The sequence below is a fragment of the Flavobacterium hungaricum genome (genome assembly GCF_015182285.1).
GTDB classification, from domain to species: Bacteria; Bacteroidota; Bacteroidia; order Flavobacteriales; family Flavobacteriaceae; genus Flavobacterium; species Flavobacterium hungaricum.
Map to the genome: position 1 here is coordinate 1,147,337 of NZ_PRDM01000001.1, position 13,728 is coordinate 1,161,064.

The window sequence follows — 13,728 nt, forward strand, 5'->3', positions numbered from 1 at the left end:
TCAATTATGAAAAGAAGCAATTCACTTCGTTCGGTACTGGCAGGAATCGCTGCTAGTATGCTTTTATTCTCTTGCAGCAGCAATGACGATAATAACAGTCCGGAAAACGGAAACAACGACGATACACTTCCAAAAAATGAAACTTGGGTTATTTATAACGGAGCTGCCAACTGGAGTGGTGGTATTTATGCCTTAAAAGACAATAAATCTAGAGAAATCAATCTTTCTGGATTACCATTTCTTCAAGTAGCTTCTTCATTAGGAGGAAGGACTTTAGACAAAACGTTGTTTAAAGTAAACGATGTTTCGAACACAAAACAAGGAATTAATAAAATGGGAATTGATGCTACAGGTAAAATTGTAGATCAAGGATTTTTACCTTCTCTTTCTAATGCTTACGAAAGTAATTTTTTAGTGGCAAGTGCTACAGAAGGTTACTACTGGGATAAAGTAAGAGGCGGTCTAAAACTACAGACATTTAATCCTACTACAATGGAAAGAACTGGAGAAATTGATTTTTCTTCACTTTCAGAAGGACAGCCGTTAGAGTCTATCGGACAATTGATTATTGCAAAAAGAGACAACAAATTATACCTTGATTTATTATTAGGAAGCAAGGCTGCCGGAAACTGGCAGGTAACGCCGTCTACTAATGATGTTGCAATTGCGGTATACGATTTAACAACAAAAAAGATCGAAAACGTAACAAGAATGGCTGGTACAACTAATTTAGGTGTATTTATTGATCACGTTTTATGGAGTTTAGACGAGGTTACAGGCGATTTATATTTTGCATCTGTAAGCGATATGAAAGTTCAGTCTTCTGCACTTTCTTCAAAAATCCTTAGAATTAAAAAAGGAGAAGTAAATTTTGATACTACGTTTGCAATCGACATGAAAACGTACCAATTCCCAGCTGAGTTCAACAGACTTTTTGCTCACAATGGTAAAATTTACACTACGATTCCATCAAGAGCAGTTTCTTACTACGGAGGCGGACAGCACGGTGTAAAATACAGAGACGATGTTTGGTTTTGGAACGAAATTGACGCAGTTACTAAAAAAGCAACGCGTTTAAACATGCCGCCAGATAACTTCTACACGACACAAAATCCATTTTTCCACAACGGAGAAATCTATTTCTTATCAAACAGTACTTCAGACGGTTTCTCTGGAGTTAACCAATACAACCCATCTACAGGAGTTGTTAAACAAACATTCCGTTTAAAAGAAAGCGGCCGTATTATGGGATTCAATATTATCAAAGACTAATTAACTCTTAGATACTTCCCAAAATACTATTTTTTTGAAACATGAAAGCAGAAGTAATTTTTAATTACTTCTGCTTTTTTTATATCCTGTTGTCAACAGCAAAAGACGTTTTTCCGATGTTGGCCAGAAGCAGAGCCGCTGCAGCACTGGTTAAAACCGAGTAATCAAAAGGTGCTTTTATAGAAACAGAAATTGCCATTGCCAATGCAAAAAGCAGCATTAAAAACGAAGTTCCTAAAGCGGCAATACGCGTTTTAAATCCGAACAGTAATAACAGACTCAGCAGGATTTCAAAGAATGTAGCAATCCCGCCCAAAATCTCGGCTGTTGCCGTATTCGCAAACGGATTAAGGGTTTGGGTATAAGCGACAAAATTTTCCCAGTTTCCCCAAACAACGCCGTTGGTTCCAGGCGCTCCCCAAAGTCCAAAACGATCGGCGGCTGCCGAAAGCATGGTGATTCCTAAAACTATTCTCAAAATTAAACCTGCTTCTAATAGGGTTATGTTTTTCATTATAATAGACTAAATTTTATTTGAAGTTCTACTAGAACTTGATTGGGTTTGAAAGCTATTCTATTTTTATGAACGCATTTTTTTTTGAAAAATTGCGAAATTTTATTCACAAACTTACTTGCAATAAAAATCATTATTTATGATGATTTCGGCTCTAACTTGATCTTTTACATTTGCCTCGTTTACTAATTTGTTTAATCAAGCAAGCTTTAAAAGATAAAAAAAATGAAGAATTATCGTTCGTATCAAAGAATTGACCCCATTTATTTTAGCGGCGAAATTTTTTTCCCTGTCGGATTACTTTTTGCTGCTTCCATTATTTCTTATGGGCTGCTTTATATCCTGGGTTTGGGTACAGCCGTTTTTTTTAATGTTTGTATCGCCTGGTGCGGCTATTTTTACTTCTATTTTTACGGAAAGTCAAAAACAAAGATTACGATCAAATTCTTGATCGGTGTTTTCCTTATCACACTTCTTTTACTATTCGTAGATTATGGTGCCTATGCACTGGTACTATATCAGAAAACAGGAATATTTAAGGAGTTGTATTTTTTAGTTTGGCTCTCTATTTTAGTCGGTTTTCCAATTGTATATTACGTTCATTTATATGGAGCGCATTATTATGCAAAAAGGCGTCTGGCGTCTGTTTATTTCAAAACATCTTTAAGTGTTTATCATGACAGAGAGCTCTTAACCCATATTGATGGTATCGCCTTTATTAATTCTTCTAAAAAATATACTTCGGATATAAAAATAGAAAACGACTACTGTTTCTATTCAGACCAAGAATTGGCCGTCATGGATCTTTCTTCAAAATATTATCATCTTAAAAAATCGGTTTTTTCTAGTGTAATTCACGTTCCGTTTGATGCCGACCAATTCGAGATATCTTGGTATTCTATTGTAGAAGATCAGTATTATAAAGTGAATATCCCTTTTCCTTTTCACAAGCTCATTTTAGAAGAAGAAAAATATCCATTAAAGGAATCAAAAAGCATTAGGGGTGAAAAATCGAAACGGCTGTTTCTTCATATTTATCAAAACGGGGGTTTTAAATTGTACAATGAAGATATTATTTTATTGGATTATTATACTAATCCTACAGTCGCTATTGAAGATGAAATAAAACAAGTAAAATTGATAGCAAATCAAAACTGCCATCATTATTATAATAACACAGAACGTTTTTTTGATCTTTTAAAAGAGCTGAAAAAGTCTAATACGATTGAGAAAAGGCAGGAACTACAAGACAAATTGGTGGTTTGGAATCTTAAATTTTCAGGATTGGATCAAGGCCACTATATTGAAATTGCCGATGCGTATTTTAAAAATTATAAACTCGAAAAAGACGACGCGTTTTTGAGTGCTTTACGATATTTACCAACCGAAATTACTTTTGTCTACAGAGGTTCCTATTTGTTTCCGTGGATGACGCTGCATATTGATACTTTAAAGTTGAATGAATGTATCGATGCAGTCAAAACCGATGATTCAGAAGAGATATCGTTTTTGCTTCACTTTAAAAAAGGGGCAGAGGGTTTAGAATTTATAATTAAAGCTGATGAAGCAGAAAGACATTTTGATGCTTGGGAAATTGTAATTGATGAGCGTCGAAAAAAGGAGATGGACGAAGAACTGCATGAGAAACGAGAGGACCAGCAAAAAAGAGCGCTCTTAAAAGAAGCATGGGATTTGGTATTTGCAAAAAAATACAAAGAGGCTCAACAAAACTGCGATGCCTTATTGGCTCTGGATCCCGAATATGGATTTGCCTATTTTCTAGAAGCCAGACTTTTATGGTATACCAAAGGTTTTGAGGCCTGTTACAGCAAACGCGATTATTTTTTTGCAAAAACAAAACACGAGCCGGCTGCACTGGCGCACATTTACAATAGTTTTGGCTGTATTTTAGATTTAGAACTGCGGTACGAAGAGTCAATTCCGTATTTTGAAAAAGCAATCGAAATCAATCCTAAAGAGCCTATTTACAGCTGTAATCTGGGCGAAATGTATTATAAATTAAAAGATGCGGCAAATGCTTTAAAAGAAGTAAAAAAAGCCAAAAAAATGGGGTACGAATCAGATATTTTGACCGAAATCCTTGCTAATAAAGGCAAAATTGATTTGATTAATCATTAAGCAGTTTCGCATCAAAATCATTATAAATAGTGATGTCTGGTATAGCCTCCAATTCTAATTTTGGCTCTTATAAAACACTAATAAAAACCACTATGGGATTAGCAGAAAAACGTTTAGCAGCATCTATTAAAACAGAAAAACTTCCGGCTTTTGAAGCAAAATTAAAAGAAAGAGCGGGTTATGATATTAAGGTCGATATTGATTGGGATACTTTTACATCTTATGACGAATATCCGTTATCGCGTCTTGATATTGTGTTTGATGACGTAGAATCTTTTGTAAAGAAAATTTGCGTTGATGAGATGGGAAAAGAAGCTTTGAAGGATAAAATAGCAGCAATTCATTTAACCAATTCAGAAAATAACGATGATGTTAAAATGGAATTGAAAGACGAAACTTTATTTCTTACCGTACAGCTGGTACAATCTTCTTTTAACTCTCAAACCGATTCGCAGCTGGCCGCTTATGTAGAAGCACTTTTATAAAATCCTATTTCCTATTTTAAATATTTTGAGAAAAAAAACAGGGACAGTTTTGATGCTGTCCCTGTTTTTGATTGTAAAAGCTTTATTATTTCAAAGTTGTTTTAATCACAACTGCTGCCTGAAGTACCGCTGTCTGGATCGCCGGAACATTTGCAATCGGGTTCAAAAGTCCGTAATCGTGAATCAATCCGTTGTATCTTGTCAACGTTACAGGAACTCCAGCCTCGTTTAATTTTCTGGCATAAGCTTCACCTTCATCTCTTAAAACATCATTTTCAGCAGTTTGAACTAGTGCAGGAGGTAAGTCTTTTAATTCGGCTAAACTTGCTTGTAATGGAGACGCATATTTTTCGGTTCTTTTTGCAGTGTCTGGTAAGTAATTGTCCCAAAACCATTTCATCATATTTTTGGTCAAAAAGCGTCCGTTAGCATACAGATTATAAGATTCAGTTTCAAAATTAGCATCGGTTACCGGCCATAATAAAACCTGAAGTTTAATATGCGGTCCTTTTTTATCTTTTGCCATTAGTGTAATTGCAGCCGTCATGTTACCGCCGACGCTGTTTCCAACTACCGCAAGGTTTTTCCCGTCAACACCAATTTCTTTTCCGTTTTCAGAAACCCATTGCGTTGCAGCGTAGATTTCGTTGATCGCTACCGGATATTGTGCTTCTGGAGAAGGCGTATAATCTGGGAAAACCGCCACAGCACCGCTTTCTACAACCAAATCTCGAACCAATCTTCTGTGCGTTGGATAGTCGCCAAGAACCCAGCCGCCGCCGTGAATAAAGATGAATACTGGTGCATTGGCTTTAGTACCTTTTGGTTTTGTAATATGAATTTTGACTTTTAAACCATTTTGTGAAATTACTTTTTCAGATTCTTCAATTCCAGAATAATCTACTGTAACCGATTTTTGAGCGCCCACCAAAACATTTCTGGCATCTGCAACAGGTAATTGTTCCAAAGGTTTTCCGTCACCAGAGTTCAATGCGTTTAAGAAACCGCGTACTTCTGTAAATATTTCAGGGTCATTTTGTCCTTTATAAGGTCTTTCTTGTGCCATAATAACTGTATTTAAAGTTAGTAGTGCTGCTATAAATATACTTCTTTGTAATGATTTTATTGTTTTCATGATATTATATTTTTATTATAATGTTTTGATAATTAGTTATTAAGGTTTGCTTGTAATACGATTTCAAAAGAAAATGCCTGACTTACGGGACATGTTTTTTCTGCGCCCTGAGCAATTTTCAAAAATTCTTCCTCAGAGATTCCGGGAACTTTAGCATTTAAAACCAAAAGCGATTGTGTAATTTTTCCGTCGTTTAAAGTAATTGTAGATTGAGTAGACAATTCTTCTGCGGTATAGCCTGCTGTAGTCAAGTCTAAACTTAACTTCATTGTAAAACAGCCAGCGTGTGCGGCCGCTAGTAATTCTTCCGGATTCGTTCCGATTCCGTCAGCAAAACGGCTGTTAAAAGAGTAGGGAGTGTTTTGTAATACAGTACTATCTGTGGTAAGAGTTCCTTTTCCGGTTTTAATGTCACCGTTCCAAACGGCTTGTGCTTTACGTTTCATATCTTGTGTTTTATCAGTTATAATTTGATAGGACAAAGATATGGCGGTAATAAGGCTGTAAAAATAGATAAAAGTCTATACTAATTGTACATTTTTCCCTTGAAGGTATTTTTTCTTGAAATTAGACGGAGTGTCGCCGACTTTATTCGTAAAAAGGCGATTAAAGTAGGCAGGATCTTCGTAACCCAATTGATAAGCAATTTCTTTTACACTAAGTGAAGAATAGCCCAAAAGTCTTTTAGCTTCCAGAATTATACGATCCTTAATAATATCATTAGGCTGTGCAAGTTCTAATCTATTAAATTTATTCGAAAGGGTTTTGGGTGCAACGCCCAGAATATCCGCATAATCGGCAACAGTATGTTTGTTTCTGAAATGAATTTCGACCAATCGGCTGAAATCCCTGAAGAAATCAATTTCTTTTGAGGGCTCTTCGTTTAAAACGCCAAGCTGTTGTATTTTCCAAATGCGCGTTGCTTTTATAATGAGCTGTTTTAAATACGTTCGAATCATTTCTTCCTGCGAAGAATCGGGCAATATAAATTCTTGCTGCATTTGTTCGTAAATGCCTTCAATAAACGGCACCTCTTTTTCAGGTAAAACCGTCATCGGCATTTCAAAAATATTATTAAACAGCAATCCGTCGCAGGCCACTTCGGCGTCGTGAATCTGTACGCAGTAAAAATCACGGTTATAATACATAAAATACCCCTGTCTTTTTCCTTCTTTAGTAATCTGTAGATATTGACTGCTGTTGATAAAAAACAGAGAAGGACTCGAAGTTTGATATTGCTTAAAATCAATCGTTACCGAATAATTTTCCGGCAGATAAAGCACCTTAATATAGGCTTTGTATTCGTCGCTGTTAATTTCCTCCAGCGTTTCCTGATTTAAAATCAGAAATCCTAGTTTTTTATAATTCGATTCGAATACTTTATGATTCATTTACAGCGGATTTTTGATATAAAATTAAATTTTTTGGGCTAAAGCCGAGGACAATTTACAACTTAGGGCTTATTTGAAGATGTTCTAGCTTTTTTCCAACCAGCGTTTTTTCACCCACAACCTTAAACCCCAGTTTCAAATAAAGATTTTTGGCCAGCGGATTTTCTTCTTCAACCAATAATCCTAAAGTTTCGTTGTTTTTAGCAACATATTCCTCAATAAGAAACTGCAAAATTTTAGAGCCAATTCCTTTTCCCTGATAATTTGGATTTACACCTAAAGAATCAATATAATATTCCCCATCCTTTGATTCTAATTCGGGATCAAATTCTGGATTATAGTTTTTGCGCACATAATCGATTATCGGATTTCGAAGCGTTATCAAGTCAGATCCCTTGTAAACATTTACAGCTCCAATGATGCTATTGTTTTCTTCGGCGGCAAAACAATTTTGATACGAATATTGATTGTTTTCTCTTTCGACGAAATACTGCAGGAAATCTTTCGCAGCAGCGTAATCTTCTTTTTTTATAAACTTATATATAATGTCTTCCATCGCCAATAATAAAATAGGAGCAATAGATGGCGCGTCGGATCTCTGGGCTTTTCTGATGATCATTTGGAATGATTTTACTATTACAAATTTACTTTAAATAAATTTTTCAAGCAGATTTAAGTGCTATTATAATTTTAATCGCTGTAATCTCTTGCAGATAAATCTATTATTTAAAATCTGCTCCAATCCCTATCAGTCTGGGTGAAAACAAAAAATCTGCACAATCAGCCAAATCTGCGAGAGTAGACCAGTCTTTGCAGACTTTCTTAAGGTTTCTTCAAATATATAATCAACCAAAAATCCCTTTAATCAGCATAATCTTTGGCAGATAAATTATCTCATTAAAAATCAGCTCCAATCCCTATCAATCTGCGTGAAAACAAAAAATCTGCACAATCAGCCAAATCTGCGAGAGTAGACAAGCACAGTATTTATAGTAATTCACCAGTCTTTGCAGACTTTCTTAACGTTTCTTCAAATATATAATCAAACCAAAAATCCCTTTAATCAGCATAATCTGCGGCAGATAAATTATCTCATTAAAAATCTGCTCCAATCCCTATCAATCTGCGTGAAACAAAAAAATCTGCACAATCAGCCAAATCTGCGAGAGTAGACCAGTCTTTGCAGACTTTCTTAACGTTTCTTCAAATATAAAATCAAACCAAAAATCCCTTTAATCAGCATAATCTGCGGCAGCTAAATTATCTCATTAAAAATCTGCTCCAATCCCTATCAATCTGCGTGAAAACAAAAAATCTGCACAATCAGCCAAATCTGCGAGAGTAGACAAGCACAGGATTTATAGTAATTCGCCAGTCTTTGCAGACTTTCTGAAGGTTTCTTCAAATATATAATCAACCAAAAATCCCTTTAATCAGCATAATCTGCGGCAGCTAAATTATCTCATTTAAAATCTGCTCCAATCCCTATCAATCTGCGTGAAAACAAAAAATCCTTTTAATCAATATAATCAACAACAGATAAATTTTCTTAAATTCACAAACAATCTGCACGAAACAAAAAATTATACCGATTTAGTATTAAATTATACCATTTCTATAATCCAAACAGCTTATATCTTTGTTATTATAATTTTAAAAAAAGAAAACTCAATAATATGAAAGCAATAGGATTTAAAACATCATTACCGATTGAAAATCAAGATAGTTTTATAGCATTTGAAACCGAAAAGCCAATTCCAGGCGCTCACGATTTATTAGTAAAAATAGATGCCGTATCGATAAATCCAGTCGATTTTAAAATACGCCAGAGCGGTGCAAAAGATACCGTCTTAGAAACCCCAAAAATAATTGGCTGGGATGCTGTCGGAATTGTTCAGGGAGTTGGAGAAAAGGTTACCTTATTTGAAGTAGGCGATTGGGTTTATTATGCAGGTGACATCACCAAGCAAGGAAGCAATGCAGAGTATCAGATTATAGATGAAAGAATTGCAGGCAGAAAACCAAAGACATTAACTAATGCAGAAGCTGCAGCGATGCCCTTAACAACTTTAACCGCTTGGGAAATACTTTTTGACAGAATCAGAATCAATCCAGAGAAAGACAAAGGAAAAACAATTTTGATTATTGGCGGAGCAGGCGGCGTCGGATCAATCGCAATACAGCTGGCCAAAAAGATTGCAGGTTTAACGGTAATTGCAACAGCTTCTAGACCTGAATCTATAGCTTGGTGCAAAGAACAAGGAGCAGATTTTGTGGTAAATCATAAAAATTTAACCGAAGAAGTTCGAAACGCAGGATTTCAGTATGTAGATTTTATCTTAGATTTTGTAGATACCAATGCGTATTGGGATATTATGGCAGAACTTATTAAACCTCAAGGACATATTGCCTCAATTACAGGAAGCAGCGAACCTGTTTTGTTGAATAAACTAAAAACGAAAAGTGTATCGTTCTCTTGGGAATTTATGTACACACGCTCTATGTTTGAGACAGAAGATATAGTAGAGCAGCATAACATCCTGAATTTGACCGCAGATTTGTTAGACGACGGCGTTTTAAAACACACCTTAAAACAGACCTTGGAAGGATTTACTGTCGAAAACTTTAAAGAAGCGCACCAACAGTTAGAGTCAGGAACTACAATCGGGAAAATAGCGATTAAGTTTTAAGATTAAGAATAACGGTAAATCCCAATAATTTGTATTATTGGGATTTATTTTTTGAAAGTTTTTTCTTAAATATTTTTTAATTGGCTTTATAGTGCTACTTTTGCCGTTAATTTAAAAAGTAGTTCTTACTAGCTATGAAGCATTTGTTCTTATTTGGAGTGATGTTATTTTCTTATGCACTCCAAGCCCAAAACATTAAAGGTGTTGTAAATGACGAAAATGGAAAACCGCTGCAGGAGGTTTTAATTCGAAATTTAAATTCTAAAACACACGCCCATTCTGACAATTACGGAAAATTTATTGTCGAGAATTCCAACCTCAATGACAGTCTTGAAGTCTCTAAACAAGGTTTTGTTACACAAAGAGTCAAAGTAGATCACACAGATTCTTTTTCTATAACTCTAAATGAAAAACCATTTTTATTAGAAGAAGTTACGATTACCAATACCTTAAAATATCTGAATACCATTTCTAAAATTGATTTAGAGATTCAGCCCATTTCCAATTCACAGGATTTGATGCGAAAAGTGCCGGGACTTTTTATCGGACAGCATGCAGGAGGCGGGAAAGCTGAGCAGATTTTTTTAAGAGGTTTTGACTGTGACCACGGAACAGATATAAGCGTTTCTGTAGACGGAATGCCGGTAAATATGGTTTCGCATGCGCACGGTCAGGGCTATGCCGATCTTCATTTTGTGATTCCAGAAACTGTCGACAATATTGATTTTGACAAAGGCTCTTATTTTGCAGACAAAGGAGATTTTACAACTGCAGGATACATCGGTTTCAATACCAAAAAAGCATTAGATAAAAGTTCTGTCTCTTTTGAAATCGGACAGTTTGATACCTTTAGAACAGTGGCTTTGTTTAATTTATTGAATAAAGAAAACCAATCGGCTTATTTTGCGGGAGAGTACATGATGACAGACGGTTATTTTGATGCGCCTCAAAACTTTAACCGAATTAATTTGTTTGGAAAATACGCGGCAAAACTCAATAGCGGCGATAAATTGGCTATTTCGCTGTCGCATTTTACCAGCAAATGGGATGCGAGCGGACAAATTCCAGATCGTGCCGTAAACGATGGTTCGATTTCACACTTTGGAGCAATAGATTCTAACGAAGGCGGTAACACAAGCAGAACCAATCTGAACTTGCAGTATGATTCTAAAATTGATGAAGTTTCGCAGATAAAAAATACTGCTTTTATTAGTAAATACGACTTTGAGCTGTATTCTAACTTTACTTTTTATTTAAATGATCCTGTAAACGGCGATCAGATTAAGCAGAAGGACAACAGAACAATTGTGGGTTTTCAGTCTGAATACGACCGAAAGCTGAATGATAAATGGAATTTTAAATTAGGTGCCGGACTGCGAAACGATAACAATAAAGATGTTGAATTGTCGCATACTTTAAACCGCAGCACCGTATTGGAATATTTAAGTTTAGGAAATGTCAACCAAACCAATTTGTATTCTTATACAGGATTGGAATTTATTTCGGGTAAATGGCTGATCAATCCAGGACTTCGATTTGATTATTTAAAATTTAATTATGAAGATCAATTGGCGCCAGAACTGGGGAATCAGGCTCAGACCAAAGCTATTGTAAGTCCGAAACTAAACTTTTTGTATACTCAAAACAATACGCTGCAATATTTCTTAAAACTGGGGAAAGGATTTCACAGCAACGATGCGCGTGTTGTAATTGTGCAGAAAGCGCAGGAGATTCTTCCTGAAAGTTACGGAGCAGATTTAGGGATCAACTGGAAACCTTTTCCTAGAATGATTATCAATTCTGCAATCTGGTATTTGTATCTGGCGCAGGAATTTGTGTATGTAGGAGACGAAGCAGTTGTAGAACCAAGCGGTAAAACAGAACGCAAAGGTTTTGATTTTGGTTTTAGATATCAATTGACCAATTGGCTGTTTTGGAATACCGATTATACTTATACGCATGCAAGAGCAATTGACGAATCTAAAGGAAATGATTATCTGCCTCTGGCACCCGTTAATACTTTAACAAGCGGACTTTCTGTAAAAGACCTTAAAGGATTCTCAGGAAGTTTAAGAACAAGATTCTTGGGAGACAGACCTGCAAATGAAGACAATTCTGTAGTTGCAAAAGGATACTGTATCACTGATTTTTCAGTCAATTATCAAATTAAAAAAGTGTCTATCGGACTTAATATTGATAATATTTTTGATACGAAATGGAAAGAAACACAATTTTTAACCGAATCAAGATTGGCCAATGAAACCGATCCTGTAGAAGAAATTCACTTTACGGCAGGAACACCTTTTAATGCCAGATTGATTCTGAAATACAGCTGGTAAAAAGAAAGCGCTCCCATTTGGAGCGCTTTCTTTTTTTGAAGTACAATCAAATCTTTGAATAGTACCCAAAAAATTATTTTCCTTTCAATAAATTAATGCTTACTGTTGCGGTATCGCCGTCTGGAAATCGTTTGAAAATAGATTTGTCTGGAAATAATCCTGCTTCTGCAGCAATAGCGTTAAAAACATCAATTTCAATAATATACTGATCAGAAAAACCATGTGTGGCATCATAAGCAGTTGCGGGAGTTCTGCCTAAATGTGCAGCCGTAAGTGCCGGATTTATAGTATGCAGTTCGATCAGCAATAAACCAAATTTGTGCACATAAGGCGACCATTTTTGTAAATGTTCTAAAAGATTATCTTCAACCAGATTATTACTAATTCTTTGTCCTCTAAAAGCAAACGCCCCTGTAGATTTACTGACTCTATTGGCATTAATATGTTTCGGGTCCTGCCAGATTCGGTTATGATCTAAAAAAGTCCTTACATTCAGCAGGTCTTTCAGGTCAATATTATAATTCTCTTTCAGGTCGTCTGCCAAAGCTTCAGGTCTTCCGATATCGCCCCAGATTACTTTTGCCCAAATATCAGCTTTTATAAGATTGGCTCTGGTTACTTTTAAAGCGGTTTGATTGTAATCTGCACCAACTAAAAACAGCGGATATTCGTCGAGCATTTTTCCTCTTAAAGTTTGTCTGTCAATAACTTCAAAAATATGCTGTAAAAAAGCACCGTTACCGCAGCCCATATCCAAAATTCCTTTTGGCTGTTCTTCGATCGGCAGGTTAAAAAGTTTAATCAAAATTTCATCAACTACTTTAAAGTAAGTATCGTGAGCGCCGCCGCTTCCCCAAACGTTCATTTCGCGGTCAACGTGAATTTCACTTTCGCCTTCGGCAGTTCTTAAAGCATCAGGATTTCCAAAAATCAACTCTTCAATTCTGGCAAAAGTGGGCAGGTACGAAACCGTAACACCGTATGCGCTGGCTCTTTTGGCAAAAAACAAGCCCGCATCGGTAAATTGATAATTGCCGTTTTTCTCGATAAACCAGCCCAGATGCACAAAAAAGTCTAATATCTTTTTAAAATTTTCAGGTGATTTATGAAATTCCTCTGGCCTAAAAGAAGTTTCCATAAAATATTTGTGAAACATTCCGTTCATGGCAAGGCGCACTATAGTCGGTCCAATCAAATAGCCCTCAATATGTTTTAAAATATGATCCTGAATACTGTTGGTAAGCGGATCTTCAGAAGGTTCAATTCCGTATTTATTTTTATATTTTTCGAAAATAAGATTCAGTTTTTCAAACGGAACATCTTCAAACAAACGAGGATGAAACTGAATCGAAAGCTGCAGCAGCGACACAACATCTTCGTAAAGATGAAATAACGAAAAAGCTATTTTTGATTTTTCATTTACGGCAATTGTAATAATTTGTGTTTGATTGTCAACTTCATAATCTAAAAAACCTTGAGAAGCCAAAACTCTCAAAGCCACATTGAGATAACCTTCATTGGCATTAAAAACAGAAGTAAGCTCTGCTAATGTTGTTTTTTCTTTGTTTAAAATAAATTCTAAAACAGACTTGTTTTGAAGCGCTATTGCCGTCGGAGCGGTAACTAATCCGTCAAGATGCCTGAATATGAAACTTAAGAGTTGTGATTTATCGGTCATAATACAAAATTGAAGGTTAGTTTAAAAATAGTGATTTTTTGTTATTTAATCCTTTCATTATTAGTGTATTTTAGAAAACAGGTAA

At 35.6% G+C, this 13,728-nt stretch carries 11 protein-coding genes; 5 read left to right on the plus strand and 6 right to left on the minus strand.

What is annotated here, in order from left to right:
* The first annotated feature begins 6 nt into the window (after nt 1-6).
* Nucleotides 7-1,272: a DUF4374 domain-containing protein gene (locus C4F50_RS04960; protein WP_193845308.1), complete on the plus strand. Its 1,266-nt coding sequence runs from the start codon at nt 7-9 to the stop codon at nt 1,270-1,272.
* A gap of 79 nt (nt 1,273-1,351) precedes the next feature.
* On the opposite strand, the gene C4F50_RS04965 is transcribed toward C4F50_RS04960, so the two are convergent.
* Nucleotides 1,352-1,786, minus strand: a complete 435-nt coding sequence (locus C4F50_RS04965) for a DoxX family membrane protein (RefSeq protein ID WP_193845309.1) — start codon at nt 1,784-1,786, stop codon at nt 1,352-1,354.
* Nucleotides 1,787-2,011: 225 nt separating this feature from the next.
* Here C4F50_RS04965 and C4F50_RS04970 point away from each other — a divergent pair, with 225 nt between their 5' ends.
* Nucleotides 2,012-3,925, plus strand: coding sequence for a hypothetical protein (locus tag C4F50_RS04970; RefSeq protein WP_193845310.1), 1,914 nt, complete (start codon nt 2,012-2,014; stop codon nt 3,923-3,925).
* A 32-nt stretch (nt 3,926-3,957) separates the two neighbouring features.
* Nucleotides 3,958-4,410: a hypothetical protein gene (locus tag C4F50_RS04975; RefSeq protein WP_228011954.1), complete on the plus strand. Its 453-nt coding sequence runs from the start codon at nt 3,958-3,960 to the stop codon at nt 4,408-4,410.
* An 85-nt stretch (nt 4,411-4,495) separates the two neighbouring features.
* On the opposite strand, the gene C4F50_RS04980 is transcribed toward C4F50_RS04975, so the two are convergent.
* The 4 genes from C4F50_RS04980 to C4F50_RS04995 form a co-directional block, all read right to left on the minus strand.
* A complete protein-coding gene (locus C4F50_RS04980; protein WP_193845311.1) occupies nt 4,496-5,545 on the minus strand; it encodes an alpha/beta hydrolase in 1,050 nt (349 codons plus the stop codon).
* A 32-nt stretch (nt 5,546-5,577) separates the two neighbouring features.
* The gene (locus tag C4F50_RS04985; RefSeq protein WP_193845312.1) at nt 5,578-5,991 is read right to left on the minus strand and encodes an OsmC family protein; all 414 of its coding nucleotides are present in this window, start codon (nt 5,989-5,991) and stop codon (nt 5,578-5,580) included.
* A gap of 75 nt (nt 5,992-6,066) precedes the next feature.
* Entirely contained in the window at nt 6,067-6,936 is an 870-nt protein-coding gene (locus tag C4F50_RS04990; RefSeq protein WP_193845313.1) for a helix-turn-helix domain-containing protein, read from the minus strand.
* 55 nt (nt 6,937-6,991) lie between these two features.
* Nucleotides 6,992-7,555 carry a GNAT family N-acetyltransferase gene (locus C4F50_RS04995; RefSeq protein WP_193845314.1) on the minus strand — a complete coding sequence of 188 codons (564 nt, stop codon included), beginning with the start codon at nt 7,553-7,555 and terminating at the stop codon, nt 6,992-6,994.
* A 1,057-nt stretch (nt 7,556-8,612) separates the two neighbouring features.
* Between C4F50_RS04995 and C4F50_RS05000 the strand changes: the two genes are divergently transcribed.
* A complete protein-coding gene (locus tag C4F50_RS05000) occupies nt 8,613-9,626 on the plus strand; it encodes a zinc-binding alcohol dehydrogenase family protein (protein ID WP_193845315.1) in 1,014 nt (337 codons plus the stop codon).
* 134 nt (nt 9,627-9,760) lie between these two features.
* The gene (locus tag C4F50_RS05005) at nt 9,761-11,965 is read left to right on the plus strand and encodes a TonB-dependent receptor (protein ID WP_193845316.1); all 2,205 of its coding nucleotides are present in this window, start codon (nt 9,761-9,763) and stop codon (nt 11,963-11,965) included.
* Between the two features lie 73 nt (nt 11,966-12,038).
* Here the strand turns inward: C4F50_RS05005 and C4F50_RS05010 are convergent, their stop codons facing one another.
* Nucleotides 12,039-13,643: a class I SAM-dependent methyltransferase gene (locus C4F50_RS05010; protein ID WP_193845317.1), complete on the minus strand. Its 1,605-nt coding sequence runs from the start codon at nt 13,641-13,643 to the stop codon at nt 12,039-12,041.
* Between the last annotated feature and the right edge of the window lie 85 nt (nt 13,644-13,728).